This window comes from Providencia sp. PROV252, assembly GCF_033676005.1.
GTDB classification, from domain to species: Bacteria; Pseudomonadota; Gammaproteobacteria; order Enterobacterales; family Enterobacteriaceae; genus Providencia; species Providencia vermicola.
This window is the reverse complement of sequence record NZ_CP096294.1, coordinates 897912-918365: the sequence shown is the minus strand read 5'-3', so window position 1 is coordinate 918365 and position 20454 is coordinate 897912. Positions and strand designations below refer to the sequence as shown.

General features: G+C 40.9%; 20 protein-coding genes. All 20 read left to right on the top strand.

Translation table 11 applies throughout. From position 1 onward, the window contains the following. Nucleotides 1–4 precede the first annotated feature (4 nt). The gene (locus M1F05_RS03975) at nt 5–388 is read left to right on the top strand and encodes a 5-carboxymethyl-2-hydroxymuconate Delta-isomerase (protein ID WP_206084682.1); all 384 of its coding nucleotides are present in this window, start codon (nt 5–7) and stop codon (nt 386–388) included. 27 nt (nt 389–415) lie between these two features. After that, the gene (locus tag M1F05_RS03970; protein ID WP_206084792.1) at nt 416–1642 is read left to right on the top strand and encodes a Bcr/CflA family multidrug efflux MFS transporter; all 1227 of its coding nucleotides are present in this window, start codon (nt 416–418) and stop codon (nt 1640–1642) included. Next, on the top strand, nt 1639–3102 hold the full coding sequence (locus tag M1F05_RS03965; RefSeq protein WP_206084681.1) for an NAD-dependent succinate-semialdehyde dehydrogenase: 1464 nt from the start codon (nt 1639–1641) through the stop codon (nt 3100–3102). The genes M1F05_RS03970 and M1F05_RS03965 overlap by 4 nt, the downstream gene beginning before the upstream one ends. Before the next feature lie 174 nt (nt 3103–3276). Continuing rightward, on the top strand, nt 3277–4080 hold the full coding sequence (gene hpaH / locus M1F05_RS03960) for a 2-oxo-hept-4-ene-1,7-dioate hydratase (RefSeq protein WP_206084680.1): 804 nt from the start codon (nt 3277–3279) through the stop codon (nt 4078–4080). 10 nt (nt 4081–4090) lie between these two features. Then, nucleotides 4091–4897: a 4-hydroxy-2-oxoheptanedioate aldolase gene (gene hpaI / locus M1F05_RS03955; RefSeq protein ID WP_206084679.1), complete on the top strand. Its 807-nt coding sequence runs from the start codon at nt 4091–4093 to the stop codon at nt 4895–4897. A 160-nt stretch (nt 4898–5057) separates the two neighbouring features. Next, nucleotides 5058–6425 carry a 4-hydroxyphenylacetate permease gene (hpaX, locus tag M1F05_RS03950; RefSeq protein ID WP_272516356.1) on the top strand — a complete coding sequence of 456 codons (1368 nt, stop codon included), beginning with the start codon at nt 5058–5060 and terminating at the stop codon, nt 6423–6425. A 180-nt stretch (nt 6426–6605) separates the two neighbouring features. Continuing rightward, the gene (gene hpaA, locus M1F05_RS03945) at nt 6606–7496 is read left to right on the top strand and encodes a 4-hydroxyphenylacetate catabolism regulatory protein HpaA (RefSeq protein ID WP_206084677.1); all 891 of its coding nucleotides are present in this window, start codon (nt 6606–6608) and stop codon (nt 7494–7496) included. A 476-nt stretch (nt 7497–7972) separates the two neighbouring features. Further along, nucleotides 7973–9535 (top strand): 4-hydroxyphenylacetate 3-monooxygenase, oxygenase component, encoded by a 1563-nt coding sequence (hpaB, locus tag M1F05_RS03940; RefSeq protein ID WP_206084676.1) that lies wholly within the window; start codon nt 7973–7975, stop codon nt 9533–9535. Between the two features lie 19 nt (nt 9536–9554). Continuing rightward, nucleotides 9555–10073, top strand: coding sequence for a 4-hydroxyphenylacetate 3-monooxygenase, reductase component (gene hpaC / locus M1F05_RS03935; protein ID WP_206084675.1), 519 nt, complete (start codon nt 9555–9557; stop codon nt 10071–10073). 235 nt (nt 10074–10308) lie between these two features. Then, nucleotides 10309–11130 carry a winged helix-turn-helix domain-containing protein gene (locus M1F05_RS03930; RefSeq protein WP_206084674.1) on the top strand — a complete coding sequence of 274 codons (822 nt, stop codon included), beginning with the start codon at nt 10309–10311 and terminating at the stop codon, nt 11128–11130. Next, complete coding sequence (locus tag M1F05_RS03925) at nt 11120–11602, top strand: FidL-like protein (protein WP_206084673.1); 483 nt, start codon at nt 11120–11122, stop codon at nt 11600–11602. Before M1F05_RS03930 ends, M1F05_RS03925 begins: the two co-directional genes overlap by 11 nt. Before the next feature lie 466 nt (nt 11603–12068). Continuing rightward, on the top strand, nt 12069–12620 hold the full coding sequence (locus M1F05_RS03920) for a fimbrial protein (protein WP_206084672.1): 552 nt from the start codon (nt 12069–12071) through the stop codon (nt 12618–12620). Between the two features lie 44 nt (nt 12621–12664). After that, entirely contained in the window at nt 12665–13234 is a 570-nt protein-coding gene (locus M1F05_RS03915) for a fimbrial protein (RefSeq protein WP_206084671.1), read from the top strand. 34 nt (nt 13235–13268) lie between these two features. Further along, a complete protein-coding gene (locus tag M1F05_RS03910) occupies nt 13269–15758 on the top strand; it encodes a fimbria/pilus outer membrane usher protein (protein WP_206084670.1) in 2490 nt (829 codons plus the stop codon). 13 nt (nt 15759–15771) lie between these two features. Beyond that, nucleotides 15772–16500, top strand: a complete 729-nt coding sequence (locus M1F05_RS03905) for a molecular chaperone (RefSeq protein ID WP_206084669.1) — start codon at nt 15772–15774, stop codon at nt 16498–16500. 27 nt (nt 16501–16527) lie between these two features. After that, the gene (locus M1F05_RS03900) at nt 16528–16878 is read left to right on the top strand and encodes a hypothetical protein (RefSeq protein ID WP_206084668.1); all 351 of its coding nucleotides are present in this window, start codon (nt 16528–16530) and stop codon (nt 16876–16878) included. Further along, entirely contained in the window at nt 16871–17398 is a 528-nt protein-coding gene (locus tag M1F05_RS03895; protein WP_206084667.1) for a fimbrial protein, read from the top strand. The genes M1F05_RS03900 and M1F05_RS03895 overlap by 8 nt, the downstream gene beginning before the upstream one ends. 11 nt (nt 17399–17409) lie before the next feature. Beyond that, complete coding sequence (locus M1F05_RS03890) at nt 17410–17919, top strand: fimbrial protein (RefSeq protein WP_206084666.1); 510 nt, start codon at nt 17410–17412, stop codon at nt 17917–17919. Nucleotides 17920–17933: 14 nt separating this feature from the next. Further along, nucleotides 17934–18989, top strand: a complete 1056-nt coding sequence (locus tag M1F05_RS03885; RefSeq protein WP_206084665.1) for an adhesin — start codon at nt 17934–17936, stop codon at nt 18987–18989. Nucleotides 18990–19006: 17 nt separating this feature from the next. Further along, the gene (locus tag M1F05_RS03880; RefSeq protein ID WP_206084664.1) at nt 19007–20410 is read left to right on the top strand and encodes an O-antigen ligase domain-containing protein; all 1404 of its coding nucleotides are present in this window, start codon (nt 19007–19009) and stop codon (nt 20408–20410) included. Nucleotides 20411–20454: the final 44 nt, after the last annotated feature.

The following is a 20454-nucleotide window of genomic DNA, read 5'->3' as shown; positions in this document are numbered from 1 at the left end:
TGTTATGCCACATTTTTATGCAGAATGTACCGAAAATATCCGTGAAGAGGCTAAGCTTCCCGAATTATTTGCCAAAGTAAATGAAGCCCTTGCGGGTACAGGTATTTTTCCATTGGGCGGCATTCGTAGCCGTGCAATTTGGTTAGATACATGGCAAATGGCGGATGGTAAACATGACTATGCTTTCGTGCATATGACGCTAAAAATTGGTGCAGGTCGTTCCCTCGATGACAGGCAAAAAACAGGGGAAATGCTTTTCGACCTAATCAAGGCGCATTTTGCAGATTTAACGGCAAAGCGCCTATTAGCGCTGTCATTTACCATGGAAGAGCTTGACCCCATATTGAACTACAAACAAAACAACGTTCACACTTTATTCAAAGCGTAATCGTTGAGCGAAGAAAGCGAGGGCACGATGGTCAAAAGTTTCGATAAACACATCCCACACTGGCTGATCCCATTATTAGGATCATTGGTGGCATTTGGGCCATTGTCTATCGATATGTATCTTCCTGCCCTACCTCAAATGGGGACAGCTCTACAGGCAACACAAGGACAAATGCAGTATACCCTTGGAGCATTCTTTGCGGGTTTCTGTGTGGGCATGCTGTTTTATGGCCCACTCAGTGACCTACTGGGTCGCCGAAAAATGTTGTTAAGCGGGCTGGCTATTTTTACCGTGGCAAGCTTGTTATGTGCTCAAGCGACTAATGCCAATACCTTGATTATTTTCAGAGCATTACAAGCGTTTGGTAGCGGTGCTGCAATTGTCATGGCAAGGGCAATCGCGCGGGATGTTTACCCTGCAAATGAATTACCCAAAGTGCTGTCATTGATGACCTTAGTCACCATGATTGCGCCTTTGCTAGCGCCCCTACTGGGCGGTTTTTTGTTGATTCATTTTCAGTGGCAGGCAATTTTTTATCTGTTGGCGTTAGTTGGTCTAGTTTCGGTGAGTACAATTTTCCTTCTGTTGCCCGAAACGTTAGTCCACCAGCGCTCGTCAGAGAATTTACTTTGTGTGGCGTTTAAAAACTACACGCAGGTGCTCACAGACCGAGAAGCACTGAGTATTATCGGCACCATGGCCTTCTCTTTTGCAGGAATGTTTGCCTTTATCAGTGGTTCACCGTTTGTGTACATCAACTATTTTGGGGTATCTGAACAGCATTATGGTTTGTTGTTCGGCTGCAATATTTTGGGGATGATTGTGATGTTATTGCTAAATGTGAAACTGCTAAAAATTTACAGTTTAACACGCATACTCACCATGCAAAGTGGCTTTCAATTAGCATTTGGTCTGCTTTTGCTACTTTTTTACCAACAAAATCTCCCCATAATTGTTATTCTTGTGGTGCTGTTCCTATCGATGGTCAACGCTATCGGCACCAACAGTTTGTCACTGTTACTGCAACATCGCGGCAAAATTGCTGGCAGTGCAAGCGCACTTGCGATTTCAATTCAATTTGCGTTGGCGGCACTGGCGAGCGTTGCAGTTTCTGTCTTACAGGATGAATCCCCTTTTGCTATGGCACTTGTGATGGCGATTTGTGCTGGATTAAGTTTTACGAGCCAACGTTTATCGGCTAAAAACATCCGCCCACAAATTCAATCCGTGTCTTCGGAGAAAAACGAAAAATGAGCATAAACACCAATTCTACATTATTCCGCCAACAGGCTTATATCAACGGTCAATGGGTTGATGCCCAAGATAAAAGCGTATTTGATGTGACCAACCCTGCGGATAACACGGTGATTGCCAAAGTCAGCAATGTGGGCGCAGTAGAAACCCAACGCGCTATCGAAGCGGCCGAAAAAGCCTTACCTGCTTGGCGGGCAAAAACCGCCAAAGAGCGTAGCCAAATCTTAAATAAATGGTTCCGTTTAATGATGGATAACCAAAAAGAGTTAGCGCAACTGCTAAGCGCAGAGCAAGGCAAATCGATGACAGAATCGATGGGTGAAATTGCTTACGGTGCTAGCTTTATTGAGTGGTTTGCTGAAGAAGGTAAGCGTGTTTACGGTGAAAGCATTCCGTCCCCATTACCAGGTCGCCGCCTTGTAACCATCAAACAGCCTGTGGGCGTTGTCGCAGCCATCACACCATGGAACTTCCCGAATGCGATGATCACGCGCAAAGTGGGCCCAGCCCTTGCGGCAGGCTGTACGATGGTGCTGAAACCTGCGGCTGAAACGCCACTGTCAGCCCTCGCTCTAGCGGTTCTTGGTGAAGAGGCTGGTATTCCTGCTGGGGTATTTAATATTGTTCCAGGGACTGACGCGCAGGCTATTGGTGGCGTTATGACATCAAGCCCAATTGTGCGTAAGCTGACATTCACTGGCTCAACCCGTGTTGGTAAATTATTGATGGAACAGTGTGCCAACACCGTGAAAAAAATGTCATTAGAACTTGGTGGTAACGCACCGTTTATCGTATTTGATGACGCTGATCTAGACGCCGCAGTTCAAGGTGCTTTAGCCGCGAAATTCCGTAATAGTGGCCAAACTTGCGTATGTGCAAACCGCATTTTAGTGCAAGAGGGTGTCTATGATGAGTTTGCAGCTCGCTTAGCCAAAGCGGTTAATGCACTCAAAATTGGCCCTGCAACACAAGCCGACTCCCAACAAGGCCCTCTCATTAACCAAGCGGCTATCGACAAAGTCTCAGAGCACATTGCAGATGCTGTTTCTCATGGGGCAAAAGTGGTTGCTGGCGGTAAAGCAGCAAGTTTAGGTGGCTTGTTCTTTGAACCTACTGTTATCACTGGCGTGACAAAATCCATGAAAGTCGCCAAAGAAGAAACCTTTGGCCCGCTAGCACCACTATTTAAATTCCGTGATGAAGAAGACGCTATCGCTCTTGCCAATGATACTGAATTTGGCTTGGCATCTTATTTCTATTCACGGGATATCGGCCGTATCTATCGCGTTGCTGAAGCATTAGAAAGCGGCATGGTGGGTATCAACGAAGGCATTATTTCGAATGAAGTCGCCCCATTTGGTGGCATTAAACAGTCTGGACTGGGGCGTGAAGGTTCGCGCTACGGCATTGAAGATTATCTGGAAGTGAAATACCTCTGCTTTGGCGGTCTTTCTAACTAGTTAATTAGCAGACTATTTTTCAATAAATTGCAGATAAAACCTAAGCTCGAAGTATAACTTGAACGGATGATTTTAAATCCAAATTGTTAGCTCTAAATAATTCGAGTGAGAACAAGGCAGTTAATGCAGTTCTCACTCGAAGCATGACGAGCTGAGGTACAAAAGGAAAATAAGATGTTACAGAAAGACATAATCTTGCAAATAGCGCAGCGTCTAAATCAAGCGGAAAAAAGCGGTGAGCAGATCCGCCAGATTTCTTTAGATCACCCTGAAATGACGATCGACGATGCTTATGCCGTTCAAAAAGAATGGGTTGGGTTAAAAATCGCTGAAGGGCGCGTGCTCAAAGGCCATAAAATTGGGCTGACATCAAAAGCGATGCAGGCCAGCTCACAAATTGATGAGCCAGATTACGGTGCGCTACTTGATGATATGTTTTTTGATGACGGCTGTGACATCCCAACCGACCGCTTTATTGTACCGCGCATTGAAGTTGAACTCGCGTTCGTTTTAGCAAAACCACTGCGTGGGCCAAACTGCACAATTTTTGATGTTTATAACGCCACAGACTACGTGATCCCCGCGCTTGAGCTGATCGATGCCCGTTGCCATAACAATGATCCTGAAACTAATCGCCCACGTAAAGTGTTCGATACTATCTCAGATAACGCCGCAAACGCCGCGGTCATTTTAGGCGGACGCCCAATTAAACCACGCGATTTAGATATGCGTTGGATCAGCGCCCTGCTTTATCGCAATGGTGTCATTGAAGAATCTGGCGTTGCGGCAGCAGTGCTGAATCACCCTGCCAATGGCGTTGCATGGTTAGCCAATAAATTGGCGCCACATAATGTTCAACTTGAACCCGGCCAGATCATTCTTGGCGGGTCCTTTACCCGCCCAGTTCCCGCACGTAAAGGCGATGTGTTCCACGTCGATTACGGCAACATGGGTTCTATAAGCTGCCGTTTTGTATAAGGAAATTATAATGGACATCTTAGAAAATAAATTCAAAAAAGCGCTAAAAAGTGGCCAACCTCAAATTGGTTTATGGCTGGGTTTATGCAGCCCGTATAGTGCCGAGTTGTTAGCGGGTGCTGGCTTTGACTGGCTACTGATCGACGGAGAGCATGCACCAAATAATGTACAGACAACATTATCGCAATTGCAAGCGATCGCCCCTTATTCATCGCAACCCGTTGTGCGTCCACCATGGAATGATCCTGTGATCATTAAACAACTGTTAGATATTGGCGCACAAACTTTGTTGCTGCCAATGGTACAAAATGCCGAACAAGCGAAGCAAGCAGTACGCGCAACACGCTACCCACCCGCAGGGATCCGCGGTGTTGGCAGTGCACTAGCACGTGCATCTCGCTGGAATCGAGTCCCTGATTACCTCACTCGTGCCAACGATGAAATGTGCGTGATCGTGCAGGTCGAAACCCGCGAAGCAATGAATAACCTGCCAGAGATCTTAAAAGTAGAAGGCGTCGATGGTGTATTTATCGGTCCAGCTGATCTCAGTGCAGACATGGGCTTTTCGGGAAATCCTAACCACCCTGAAGTCAAAGCCGTGATAGAAAAAGCGATTGTACAAATTCGTGCTGCGGGTCTCGCCCCTGGCATCTTAATGGCAGCCCCTGAGGTTGCTGAACATTATCTGAAACTCGGCGCACTGTTTGTCGCTGTCGGCGTTGATACTACGCTGCTAGCACGTACCGCCGAAGCCCTTGCCGCAAAATTTGGCAAAACGGTCTCGGAAGTGACATCCAGCACACCTAGTGTTTACTAACTAAACCTGCTTATTTAGATAACTTTTTACCCTACAGACAAACGGCTTATCTAAACGAGTGAAATATTAAAATCGCAATAAAGGGCAGACACCACCATGACTGCCTCATCGTCCCTTGTACCTATAATAATTTTCAGAAGAAAGAATTGAGGGCCCTACAATGAGTAATCAACAACTTGCAAGCACTAACCCTGCTGAACAACATAAAAATTTAACTGAGCCGCAGCAGCGGGTCATTAATAAATTATTCAAACGGCTGATCGTCTTTTTATTCGTGCTGTTTGTTTTCTCTTTCCTAGACCGTATTAACATTGGCTTTGCGGGTCTCACCATGGGGAAAGACATCGGCCTGACCTCAACCATGTTTGGTTTAGCTGCCACCTTGTTCTATGCCACCTACGTTATTTTTGGTATTCCAAGTAATATTATGTTGGGGATTGTTGGTGCGCGTCGCTGGATAGCCACCATCATGGTACTTTGGGGGATTGCTTCAACGGCAACCATGTTTGCCACAGGGCCAACAAGTTTGTACGTTCTGCGAATGTTAGTGGGTATCGCTGAAGCGGGCTTCTTGCCAGGGATTCTGGTGTATCTAACTTATTGGTTTCCAGCCTATTTCCGTGCTCGTGCTAATGCCTTATTTATGATTGCGATGCCAGTCACCATGGCGTTCGGATCCCTAGCTTCTGGTTATATTTTAGGGATGGATGGCATTTTAGACCTAAAAGGCTGGCAATGGTTGTTCCTGCTTGAAGGCTTCCCTTCCGTGATTTTAGGTGTGTTAGTTTGGTTCTACCTTGATGATTCACCGAAGAAAGCCAAATGGCTGACGCAAGAAGATAAAGACACACTGCAAGAAATGATGGATAAAGACCAGCTGGAACTCGTGCAGCCACAAGGGTCAAAAAGCCACAGTGCCCTGCAAAATACCAGTTTGTGGAAAGAGATTTTCACCCCTGTTATCTTGATGTATACCGTCGCTTATTTCTGTTTAACCAACACGTTAAGCGCGATTAATATCTGGACGCCACAAATCATGCAGAGCTTCAACCAAGGCAGTAGTAATGCCATGATTGGGCTACTTACCGCTATCCCACAATTCTGTACGATTTTGGGGATGATTTACTGGAGCCGCCGTTCAGATAGATTGCAAGAACGGAAGATGCACACCGCCCTACCGTATTTATTTGCTGCCGCGGGTTGGGTTCTCGCTGCAATGACTAGCCACCCAATTATTCAGCTGATTGGTATCATTATGGCATCAACGGGTTCATTCACCGCGATGGCGGTATTCTGGACAACGCCAGACCAATCGATCAGTTTACGTGCTCGCGCCATCGGTATTGCGGTTATCAACGCAACGGGTAATATAGGTTCTGCCGTCAGCCCACTATTGATTGGTTGGTTAAAAGACCAAACGGGCAGCTTTAACTCTGGCCTGTATTTTGTGGCTGGCCTTCTGGTGGTCGGCGCGCTGTTAGTCATTGCTATCCCAATGAAAAACTCAAGGCCAAGGGCAACACCTTAAAATTTTGATGGTTCGAATGTTTTAAATGTTTTAATAACTTATGCTGCAAATAATTATTAAAGGGTGTTACCCAAAATAATTTGGTTTGCAGCTAGGCGGCAAGCAAGTTAATCCCTAGGAGCATACTGAAGTATGTGACTAGGGTTGGCTTGTGAGGCCAACAACGCTGCGAGCCGAAGAATGAAGGGTAACTCAACTTTAATTACGAATATCGACATCAGTACAGACTACGACGAAACCCAAGGCACTGACGACGTCCACTACCAAACCTTCGGCAACATGGCTGCCTTTTTTGGTCGTGATATGCAGGCGCATCGCCATGATGGTTTCTTCCAGTTGCATTATTTGGTCACTGGCCACATTACCTTGCAGCTTGACGAATTACGCTATTCTGTCCAAGCACCGTTGTTTATTTTAACTCCCCCTTCTGTCGCCCATGCCTTTTTTACTCAAGAAGACACGGACGGGCATGTACTGACTGTGCGACAAGATCTTATCATGCCACTGCTTGAGTCTCTTTATCCTGCTCATCCTGATTTAGTGGATATTCCTGCTATTTGCTTATCTGTTGCCGATAAGCTCGATGATATTGATACTTTCAATCATTACTGGGCATTGATGGCGCGTGAATCAGCAAATAACAATGTAGGGAAACATCAGGCTTTATCCTCTTTGGCGCAAGCACTTTTTACTTTTCTACTACGGTCAATCCCATTAGATGGGCACCCGACTAGCGGTGTTCGAGGGGAGCATCGCCTATTCCAACGGTTTAACCAATTAATTGACTTACATTATCATGAGCACCTTGCCGTACCTGAATATGCACAAAAACTTGGCGTAACAGAATCGCGCCTCAAAGATATGTGCCGCCGATTTGCTAATCGGCCGCCAAAAAGGCTCATTTTTGACCGTATTCTACGTGAGGCCAAGCGTTTGCTTATTTTTTCGGACAGCCCTGTTTCTGAAATTGCCTACCAACTCGGGTTTAAAGACCCAGCCTACTTCGCTCGCTTTTTTAACCGACTCGTCGGCAGCTCACCGAGCACTTGGCGTGAACAAAATATCCATTAAGCGGTCAAATACTTCCCTTTCACTTGAAAAGTTTCATTGCCGTTGAACAATTCAGCGGCAATAAATTTTATTTTACATTTTAAAAACATTTTTATCTCTTATCAATTTTGTTTTAACTTACTTAAACAAGGTTATCCAGAATAACAAAAAGTGAAATAAAAGGATAAAAAATAGGCATGTGAATAAAGTAAAATAACTTATTGTTAATATATAAATAAACCTCAATATTATGATATTTAGATTATTTTAATTAAAAACAATGATTACATTAACATTAAAATATCGATAGGATCACATTTCTTTTATAAACTTCCCATACCAACGAAAAGTACCAGTAAACCTTTCTAAAGTCTCTTTAAAATTGTCTCAGAAAGCGATTCAATTAATAAACACAAAACAAACATAAAATTAACATATTCGCTTGCACCTTTGTCCCCTATCAATGCAAGCCCTCATTGTGAGATAACGAGGTAGACATGAAACCAGAAGATTTTCGCTCAGATGCTAAACGCCCTTTTAATAGCCAAGAATACCTAAAAAGCCTACAAGATGGCCGTGAAATTTATATTTATGGCGAACGCGTAAAAGATGTCACCACTCACCCTGCTTTTCGTAATTCAGCGGCTTCTATAGGACAGTTATATGATGCGCTCCATGATAAAACGACTCATGACCAGCTTTGCTGGAACACCGACACAGGTAATGGTGGATACACGCACAAGTTCTTCCGTTTCGCGAAAAGTGCAGACGAATTACGCCAACAACGTGATGCAATCGCAGATTGGTCACGCCAGAGCTACGGATGGATGGGACGCACTCCAGACTATAAGGCGGCATTCGCCAGCTGTTTAGGCGCAAACCCTGAATATTACGGCCAATTTGCGGATAACGCGCGCAACTGGTACAAACGCATTCAAGAAAGCGGCTTATACTTTAACCATGCGATTGTTAACCCACCAATTGATCGCCATAAGCCCGCAGATGAAGTGAAAGATGTTTATATTAAACTCGAAAAAGAAACTGATGCAGGGATTATCGTCAGCGGTGCAAAAGTGGTTGCGACCAACTCAGCCTTAACACACTATAACTTTATCGGTTTTGGTTCTGCGCAAGTGATGGGCGATAACCCTGACTTTGCACTGATGTTTGTTGCACCAATGGATGCCGACGGTGTGAAATTAATCTCTCGCGCCTCTTATGAATTAGTGGCTGGCGCAACTGGCGCACCATTTGATTACCCACTTTCCAGCCGTTTCGATGAAAATGATGCCATCTTAGTGATGGATCATGTGTTAATTCCATGGGAAAACGTCTTGATTTACCGTGACTTTGACCGTGCTCGTAATTGGGCTGTACAAGGTGGGTTCGCACGTTTATTCCCATTACAAGCTTGTGTCCGCTTGGCCGTTAAATTAGACTTCATTACCGGATTGTTACAAAAAAGTTTAGAATGTACAGGTGTTATTGATTTCCGTGGTGTACAGGCTGATTTAGGTGAAGTGGTCGCGTGGCGTAACCTGTTCTGGTCATTGACTGATGCAATGACATCAGAAGCGAAAGCGTGGGAAGGCGGGGCATTCCTACCAGATACCCAAGCTATCCAGACATACCGTGTTATGGCACCTATGGCCTACACCAAAATTAAAAATATCATTGAAAGTAACGTAACGAGTGGGCTGATCTACTTGCCATCCAGCGTTCGTGATATGAATAATCCAGAAATTGATAGGTACTTAGCTAAATATGTACGCGGTTCAAACGGAATGGATCACGTCGAACGTATTAAGATCCTCAAACTCATGTGGGATGCAATTGGTAGTGAGTTTGGTGGTCGCCATGAACTGTATGAAATTAACTACGCAGGAAGCCAAGACGAAATTCGTCTGCAATGTCTGCGTCATGCACAAGGTTCTGGCAACATGAAAGCCATGACAGATATGGTTGATCGCTGCTTATCAGATTACGATCAACACGGATGGAAACGTCCACACCTGTATAACAATAATGATATTAATCAGTTAGATTCGCTGCTGAAGTAATCAGTAGCAGGAGGTCAATATGTCTTTAGAAAATGAACATCGCCTGCGTTTCAGAGATGCGATGGCTAGTCTCGGTGCAGCAGTGAACATAGTCACCACGGATGGTACTGAAGGTCGCTGTGGAATTACAGCAACTGCAGTCTGTTCAGTTACGGATACGCCACCAACTTTGATGGTATGTGTCAACCGCAACAGTGCAATGAATGCGGTATTTCAAAAGAATGGCCGCCTGTGTGTGAATGTGCTAAGCCATGACCAAGAAGAATTAGCGTGCCATTTTGCGGGAATGAAAGGTTCCACAATGGAAGAGCGTTTTAACTGGAATGTGTGGGATAACGGTATTTTACAGCAACCATTACTGAAAAATGCCCTCGCTAATCTTGAAGGCGAAATCACGCAAGTTCAGGACATTGGTACGCACTCTGTCTACATGGTTGAAATGAAACAAATCATTGTAAATGATACAGGGCATGGGTTAGTTTACTTTAAACGTAAATTCCATCCGGTTATGCACCAGATTTTAGAGCCAACGGTTTAATGATATTGTTAAATTCGTACAAGCCCCTAACGGGGCTTTTTTATTTAATTAAATATTAACGTTGCCATTTAACCCCATTAAATTTAACTTATTTTAACCGGTCATTTACTCTATTTTTTCCACTTTAAATAATATAATAAATTACTCTAATTCAGTTTAATTGACATATCCCGAATTACGGGTATAAACTGACACCATACAGTTGTATTCCACTATAAATAAAACCCATCCTAAAATGAAATATTTAATTAATCAGCATGTTACCTATGACAGCAATCAGGGGCTGTTGTATACGAGTCACGTTGACGACGCAATTAAGCTGACGACAACGTTAAATCGTTTACTTTTAGTATTAGCACAAAATAACGGAGAAGTTTTAGATAGGGAAACTTTATTACGTCGTGTATGGGAAGAACATAACCAAGTTGTTTCTGACAATAATTTAAATAGCAGTATTTCTGTTTTGCGCCGCCATTTATCATCTTTTTTTGATGAAGAAATTATTTCAACTATTCCAAAAGTAGGAATAAAATTTTCAGCTAATTTAACCTTTGAAATAAGCGACGAACAGCCTGAAGAAACTATTTCAGAAATCCCCTCCCTCTTATCTCCATCGACTGAGTCTTCTTTAGAAATAGATGAAGAAAACGAAATAAATGCCAAAACCCCCGTTAAAAAAGCTTATATTTTAAATAATCGCTACCTAGAAATAACACTGATTGCCGTTATTATCTTTTGTTTGCTTTATTTATTTAAAAGCTACTTTTTTGCTAGCCGTACTGAATACCCAGAAGTCGGTCAAATTGATCAGTGCTCAATTCGTTATATAAACAGTTACCATAAGGCAGATACTCGCTCAATGAGTTTTTCTGTACTAAAAGATAGGCTAAAAAGTTTAAATATTAATTGCAAGAAACCCGCTACTATTTTTTACTATAATGTGGGAATTATCACCCAAAATAAAAATTTCGATGATGACTATCTATTTTTATCATACTGCCCTAAAACTGCAAAAGATGGTGCTACAATAAGTTGTGAGAATTTCTATGCCAAATAACAAAGCTGTACGATTTGTTTTTTTACTCCTCACCACCATCACTTTGATTTTAATTAGCTTATATACATATATTCAAATTAATACACCTATTGTACCTGACTGCCGTGCAACTTTAAAAATTGATATCTCAGACGATCGCCCTAGCTTAAGCGGCTATTACCTACTGAGTGTCATTCCAAGTGCGGATAATGATCACCTGCATTCTTTTATCATGACGGGAGAAGTTAAATTTAATAATAAAAAATACATTATCTCCCGAAAACTGCTTATTGAGTATAAACGGCAAGGCAGTCATTTTTTTTCTCAGGTAAAAAATATTTACATTGACCCGAGCGACCAGGCTGGCGATGACGTTTATATACGAGGCCTCCCGCAGCTTAACCAAATTTACTTCACTAGAGTAAAACGGTTAAACGATAAAAATTATATTTTTGAAGAAAATTACTCGCCAATGTTTATTTGTACAATCTAATCACTGTTAGTAACCCTCAAAAAAACAACAAAATGCATCAGATATTCTAATATCTGATGCATTTTTTTTGTATTTTAAAAAATTCATACATTGAAACATATTAAAACACCTTAAAATCACAAAAATTAATTATTTACTTCAATATTAACGAAGCATAAAAATATTAAAACTCATTAAAAAACAACAATAACAGAGAATAAACGTTCATATTAGATTAAAAATTAAGAATTTTATTTCGCTATACACTCAGTAAGGGTAATATAGCTCTCGTCGAATAGACTGATATTCAAATATCATTTCCTGATATGAAAGTACGAATGGATACAGGTTTATAAAAGGCCCAATTTTTCTTTTATATATAACCAGTTACATCCCAATGATGGGTAAGTAAATCAATTCCTATAATGCCCGCTAGTTAAGAGGCTTCATTATGGAAATTGTTAATTTTTCTCTTAAGGATTTTAGTATGAAATTAAATAAATTATCTGTTGCTGTTTTATTTGCTGCGTCAACACTGTCTACCTCTGTATTAGCAAGTGGCAACTCAGGCGAATTACATTTCAGCGGCCAAGTTGTTAATGCGCCATGTAATATTGAATCTGAAAGCACTAAACAAGAAGTTCCTTTTGGTCAACTTTCTCGCGCATCTTTAGAAGCAGGTAATGCAGCTGAAAAAGATATCGCGATTAAAATCAAAGACTGTAATTTCGATGAATTCAGTAAAGATAAAGATGATAACTGGGTTGCAGTTAAAGATATCAAAATTACCTTTGGTGGTAAAAACTATGTGGGTACTAACAAAGAATTCTTAGGTACTACGGGTTCTGCAACAAACATCGGTGTTCAGATTAAAGACTTTAAATTTGATGAAGCTAAATCTGTGATGAACCAAATTCGTAATAAACAAGGTGAAAACGTTTTAGAATTTACTGCATTAGCTAAACGTGTTGATGGTGCTGTTGCAGTCACTGAAGGTGAATTTAGCTCTATTGCTGATTTTAAAATCACATACGAGTAATTTTTTAAGGGAGGATTTTATTCCTCCCTATAAAAAGGTTCATTATGAAAAAAAATATTTATATATTAACCACCTTATTATTGAGCTCTATTAATTCTTATGCAATAGATTCTAATTTAGGACATGTACAAGATGGGCTTCGTGGTGAGGCGGTAATGCAAGGCTATATTGTTGCTGCCCCCTGCTCTATTGAAACAGATAGCCAGTATCAGTATATCAATTACGACTATATATCTAACTTTAGTATTAACGAAATAGAAGATAGAAAAATAACGCGTAAGCCATTTTATATAAAATTGAATAACTGTATTAGCGAATATGACAATAATAACCACAAAGGCATTAAAATTCGCTTCTTTGCCCCGCAAGATATATATAGCAATGCAATAAAGCTTTCAGGACCTAAGCCTGGTGTTGTTCTATATATTTACGATAGTAATGACAACTTATTAATGCCAAATAAACTTTATTCTATATCTAATAACTACATTTATTTTGATCATAAAAGTAAAGAAAGCTATTTGAAATATGAAACAGAATTAGGCACAAGTAATAATGAAATTACGCCTGGGGATTATTTTACCACTATTAAATTCAACGTTACTTACGATTAATAAATAAACACATAATTAATTCGATGAAAAAATCATGGTTAGACTTAATATTTATTCCTACATTATTGTGACGTCTTTTTTATCTTCTATTTCTTCAATAGCCTATGCTGTCGAATTTAATACGGATATGTTAGATACCGAAGACACACAGAATATCGATTTTAGCCAGTTTTCTCAGGCCGGATTTATTATGCCTGGCACTTACCATTTAACACTCAAAGTCAATAATGAGAGTATGGGAAGTGCACAAGATATCACAGTAATCGCACCGCAATCTCAAGAAAATAATTTATTCGATACGGTTTGTATTCCTTTCAATATTTTGGATCGCTTAGGATTAACGCCTGATGCAATCAAATTAGTTCAATATCGTGATAATGGAAAATGCTTGGATTTGTCCGCACTTGAGGGGGCAACGCTGAATGTTGATTTATCCACATTAACGCTCTCAATTTTAATTCCACAAAGCTATTTAGAATACACTGATCCAAGTTGGGTTCCTCCTTCCCGTTGGGAGGAAGGTGTTAATGGCTTTTTATTAGATTACAACCTCACAGGTTCTTTAACACGTAGAAACTCAGGCTCTCGAGAGTCATATATTTCAGCCAATGGAACAACAGGCCTTAATTTTGGTGCATGGCGCTTACGGGGTGATTACCAAGCCAATTACCGTAAATCCACGGGGAGCTTTGAGAACCAATATAGCGATGCTTCGTTTAGCCGCTTATTCGCATATCGTTCAATTAAATCAATAGCATCTATTTTAACTCTAGGTGAAAACTACTTTTACTCTGCTATTTTTGACTCTTGGCAGTACACCGGTATTTCTCTTGAAACCGATGAAAACATGATGCCGCCAAAGTTAACAGGTTATGCCCCTGAAATTATTGGTATTGCCCAGACTAATGCCACCGTTATTGTCAAAAGCCATAACCGCATTGTGTTAGAAACAACGGTGCCTGCGGGACCATTTCGTATTCAAACTCTGGATAGCTCCATTCGTGGAACGCTCGATGTCACCGTGCGTGAAGAAAACGGTGAAGAACAACAATTTAGTATCACCACTGCAGCGTTACCTTACCTAACTCGGCCAGGGCAAATTCGTTATAAATTTGCTGCGGGGAAACCCCGCTTTAATGGCCGAGAACTCGAAGGTGATTTAACCGCATCAGGCGAATTATCCTATGGGTTAAATAACCTGTGGTCTATCTATGGTGGTTCAGTTTTATCAAAAAATTACCAAGCTTTTTCAGCAGGTTTTGGCCGTGACTTATTTACATTCGGTAGCCTTTCATTTGATGCCACCCAGTCGCATGCGCAGTTGATTGATAAAACCTTAACAGGACGAAGCTACCGTCTCAGTTATTCAAAATCGTTTGACGAAGCCAGAACTGACATTACGTTCGCAGGGTACCGTTTCTCTGATGAAACTTACCGTTCATTGCAACAAACCTTGGACGAACGCCGTACTGGCAATGAATCACAAGCCCAGAAAGAAAGCTACCAAGTGAATATCAACAAATATTTTGACGATTTCTCTTTGGGTGGCAACTACCAATACAACACATATTGGAATAGTGAAACTGAGGAACAGTACAGCTTATACCTGAGTACCCTATTAAATTGGGCGGCGCTAGGGCTGAAAAACGTTAACCTCACCGCATCTGCAACCCGTTCAAAAAGAGCAGGCTATCAAGATGATGCGATCAGCTTATATTTTACGATCCCATTATCCCAAGGCAGTAGCTTTAGCTTTTCTGAAGGCTACACACGGGATCAAAATGGCAAGCACAGCTCAACCCACAATGTGGGCTACAGCGGATATAGCGAACAACGCAGCTATAACCTGAATGTGGGTTACCAAACTGGAAATAATCAAGATGATCAAACTAGCTTTAGCGGGTATTTAAGCCAAAACCTCCCTTATGCCTCGATTTCAGGGAATGCCAGCTATGTGCCGAATGAATACCACAGCGTGGGTGGCTCAATTAATGGCGGCATTACCTTAATTAAAGAAGGGATTGCTATGCACCAAGCAGCCTATGGGGGAACACGCCTCGTAGTAGAAACTCCAGGCGCCGCTAACGTACCACTCAGTGGTGGGGTATACAAAACCAACCACTTCGGCCTTGCTGTATTACCGAATGTAAGCAGTTATCGGAAAACTAGCGCATCAATTAATACCAGTAAGTTACCAAAAGACGTCGAAGCGTTAGAGACCGTCACTGATGCCACGTTAACCCGTGGAGCCATTGGCTATCGCAGCCTGAATGTTATTCAAGGTGAAAAAACTTTTGCACGTTTAAAACTTACCGATAACAGCTATCCACCATTTGGTGCCAGCGTGCGCAATAGCAGCAATATTGAGCTAGGCATTGTCGGTGAACAGGGCATTACGTGGATTGTCGGTATCCGCGCCAAGGAATTATTAAATATCTATTGGGGAAACAAACTTCAGTGCAGTGCACAGGTTCCTGACGTGATTAGCCCTCAGGACGTTTACCCTACTATCATTTGTCGTTAATAAGAGAATTGAAATGAAATTGAACCGCCACTTTTTACTTTTAACCACAGCCTTTACGCTCACGGTAAGCGTCTTGAGCACCGCTCAAGCCGCCGTCACGCTTGATCGTACTCGTATTATTTTCGATGGTAATCAACCCTCTATCAACATAACCATCCGCAATGACAACCCTGAACTGCCTTACTTGGCGCAGTCATGGTTAGAAAATGCGTCTGAGCAAAAGCTCGAAACAGGCCCAATTATTGCCACGCCGCCCATTCAGCGTATGGAGCCAAAATCCACCAGTTTAGTTCGTTTAAGTACTGCACCTGATATTGTGAAATTGCCGCAAGACAGAGAATCCCTGTTTTATTACAACTTGCGCGAAATCCCACCTAAATCATCAGAGGCTGGTGTATTGCAAATTGCGTTACAAAGCCGCGTAAAACTGTTTTATCGCCCAGAAAGTATTGTGGCGCAAAGTAAAACAGATTGGGCAAAACACGTCACGCTAACGCCTGCAGCAACGGGCTATACATTAAATAATCCAACACCTTTTTATTTAACCGTTATAGGCATTGGAAACAGCCAAAAGCAATCTGAAGAGAGTGATTTTGAGGCTATCATGGTGCCACCAAAATCGAATCAAATTATTAAATCAGCCAAATTTTCAACGCCTTACCTGACATACATTAATGATTACGGCGGAAAGCCATCACTGGCATTCAAGTGCCAAGTATCACAGTGCAGCGTGACTGAATAATGCGTCAAAATAGAAAGGAGCAGAACGATGAAATTACGTTACTTAGTGCTATGGGCTTTTGCGGCACCTATTTTTGCGCAGTCCACTGCACCAGTCACTACGGGCACAGTCTATGTCAACGCACGTATTGTCACGGCTCCTTGTCTACCACTGATTTCAATGAAACTGAATGAAAATACGTTACTGGCACAAACTTATCAATTAGAAATGAATTTTTCCCATTGTAATCAATTAGCAAAACGACACGCTTGGGTCCCTTTTACTTTGAAGTTGGGTGCAGAAAAGCATGTGTTAGCGCAACCCTTGCACAATAACACATTTTTGTTATCTATCCCTGCCAATAACACAGCACAACGTCTGGAAATAAATTATGACTAAGTACTCAATATTATTATTTAGCCTTTTATTCCTAACGGCGAATAGCAGTTTTGCCAACAGCCTAACGGTTTATTTTGAAGGTGTATTAGTGCCTTTAGGTTGTCGCCTCAGTGATGATGATGCCCAGAAAAAAGTCTACCTGTCTGGGTTACGCTTTTCATCCCTCGAAACACTAGGGCGCTCTGAAATGCAGCCCTTTAAATTGGATATCGTGGACTGTTCAGCGATGGCATTAAATAAAACCATCAAAATCACCTTAAATACCCAAAATACTGAAGCCCATAATGGCATTAACTACCTAAAAACAACAGGTGAATCCAATGTGTTACTGGCGCTTACGGATAGTAATGGCAAAGAGCTCGACCTAAATACAAAAATAGACGTCAGTACTGTCACTGAATCAGGAAAAGGGTCAATTAATACTCTTTCATTTGGTGTGTATGCACAAAAACCCTTTAATGCGCGTTTAACAACAGGCGGCTTTTCTTCAACCGTGACGTTCAACCTTGATTATCAATAGGGAGAATTAGAATGAAACTGACACGTTTTATATTTCCTTTAGTCGGGCTATTTATTTCCTTTGGTACCCAAGCCGATATCTTGCTGTCACTGTCTGCCAAGTTAGTGCGACCGCCTTGTGTGTTAACCGCGGAAAATAGCGAGAAAGAACTATTTATCAATTTTAGAGAAGTTGCACTCGATAGGTTAACCGAAGAAAAACAATCGTTTGGCATTTTGATTAAGCAATGTGAGCTTCGTAAAAATTTACAGGTTTATCTTTCTCCGAGAGAAGGCAATACCCTAACTGTCAATAACGAAACGGTGCTGGCCACCTCAATTAATGGGCTGGGTATTCGTTTTTCAGAAGAAAATAAAAGCACGGCGCTGAACTTGAATAAATGGGAAAGGATCGCCCCTACCATCAGTGGTGATACAGGGAAAATCGTTATTCAGTCGCAACTTGTGACTAATCAAGCCCTAGAAAACCTTACCGCAGGGCCATTTACCGCGGCTTTATCTGTAATGGTTGATTACCTGTAATATTGAGAAAACTTATGAAAAAGTTAAAAATTTATTCACAATTACTGTTATTGCTACCACTGTGTTTAAGCAGCCTACAAGCACAAGCAACCCGCTATGCAGGCACTGGTGGTGGCTATAAAATGAGTTTAATTTCGAACAATTCGGTTGTGGCAACAACCCCAACTATTGGCACAGATAACAATAAATATTATTTAATTGCGCCACCAAATAGTACAGGGATTGTTATTAATGAAACAACGTCACAACCTTTTGGTCAAGTTAAATGCACAGTTAATTTCCTCGAAGGAAACTACAGTTCAGGACTTGCTTGGAGTTATGCTTATCACCGCGTATTTGCATATATGCCAGAAGCGGGGTTTTCACTTAAAGGACTAACGGCCTATAAAATCAACTCAAATACTTTTTTTACGCTTTATTCTGATAACGGCATTACTAGCGGGTGGCGAAATATTCCTGGGCGTGGGTGCTCAAATGAAGAAATGGGACCATTAGCGACCTCTTTCTTTACTGTGCATTTTCCGTTTGAAGTGAGGGTTTACGTTAAAGAAATCCCCGTTGATGGCAAAATTGTGATTCCTGATGCGATGATTGCAGGCTATACCCGTTTATTCCAAGACTATGGCACGCCAACTCTTTACGTACCAGCAGATAAAGCCAGTGTAAAATTAGACCTCGCAACATCGGTGGTTAATTACCCATCAAATTGCCGTTCTAATATTGATAATTTAAATATTGACCATAAAACACTGGATGCCTTTGAGTTTAATAGTAAGGAAACACGCACAGTCACCTATACCTGTGAACGAGTTCAGCCTGTAAAAGTGAAATTAAAATTAGATTACTCAACTGACACCGACCCAGAAAAACGCGTTCCACTAAAATCAGGCAATAATACAATTTACTCTGAAGTCACGCTTTATGATGAGCAAACCAACCAAAGTGGGAAAGAAATTGAAACCACTATTGATAAGGTCAAAAATATTCGCATTGAAAGTCAGCTTTCAGGTTCAGACGCTGAACCTGGAGACTACAAAGGCAATGCTTGGTTAATCGCTACCTTTATTTAATACCGTGGTAATGCACTATGATTATGATATCTCGCTCATTATTTATTGGTATATTTATTATTTGGCATTTAGCCAGCCTAATTTATATTGATAGTTTAGGGAGTTTACGCCAATCACTCCCGCAAAACATCATTAGTTGGCTTGCTATTGCCATGTTGATTTCAACTGTTTCATTTACTGTTTTTTATCGCAAAAATAGAATTGTTATTACCGTACCTGCGATTTGTTTTTTTATTGCATTAATTTTTTTAGCACTGGGTTTAGCTTATTCAACAGAAATAGATAGTGATTTAATTTTTTGGTACTGGTCCGGTATTACCATTGGTGTATTATTTTATATCACTGGGCTCCAAATAAAAGATAGGTGGCGGGTACAATCATTTTGTATTTATTGCAATATTGTATTTTCAGCCATTCAAGCATTTTTGACGGGCTACCAATTTTTTACTCAACCGGATATTTTCTATTTTGCAAGCGATATGCGGTCAAATGGCTTATCGCAACAAATTAATATATTGTCAGTGAGTGTAACTGCATCATGCTTACTCGCGATGATGACACTTATCTTGCCGCAATTTGCCTTAGCAAATCCTAAATATGAGAAAATGAGGGCGATTGCCTTAGGCTGCTCAATTTTTTTATTTACTTTAACTCTCGTAACACTTCAGTCCGTCACGACATGGTTAAGTTTTATTGTGGCAATTTTCATATTCATTTGTTTTTTCTATAAAAAAAATCAGCTTAGAGTGATTGCTAGCTACTTTATCATGGCTGTAGCTATGTTTATTGGTATTTACCTCATTAAATTATGCCCTCAGTTTATCAATACTGAGGTGATTAATCAGTTTCATTTAAAACAAATGCTACGATTTTCGATTACTCTCTTTTTGGAGCAACCCGATGATATATGGGATCCTTCTATAATCCCTAAGGATAGTTATGGCAGAACACCATTACCCTTTTTAAGTCCAGAACAATACATCGTTCCACATTCACATAATGAAATTTTTCTTTGGATTATGAAAGGTAGCCACATTAACTTGGTTTTTATGTCTCTACTGATAACAGGGAGTATTTACGTTATTTTCCAATCTTTTATTAAATATAAAAAAAATGGCAATGGTTATTCATTAGCGATGATCATTGCTATATTCCCTATTGTAATCCACAACAATGTTGAATACCCTTTTCTTTTATCGGTATTACATTGGGGTATTATCATATTATTTTTATCTTTTTCCGATTCAGCATTTTCACTAAAAGAACAATCACTTTTTTATATTAACAAAAATTTATCCGCCTTATTCAGTATTATGATATCAATTATTGGGCTTAGTGTTTTTATTGCGGGAATGGTTTTATTTAATGGCGATGATTACATTCACTCCAATAACAATATCGAATTAACAAACCTTAAATAATTATTTAGTTTATACCAATAGTTTCACACTAATTTGATTCATTA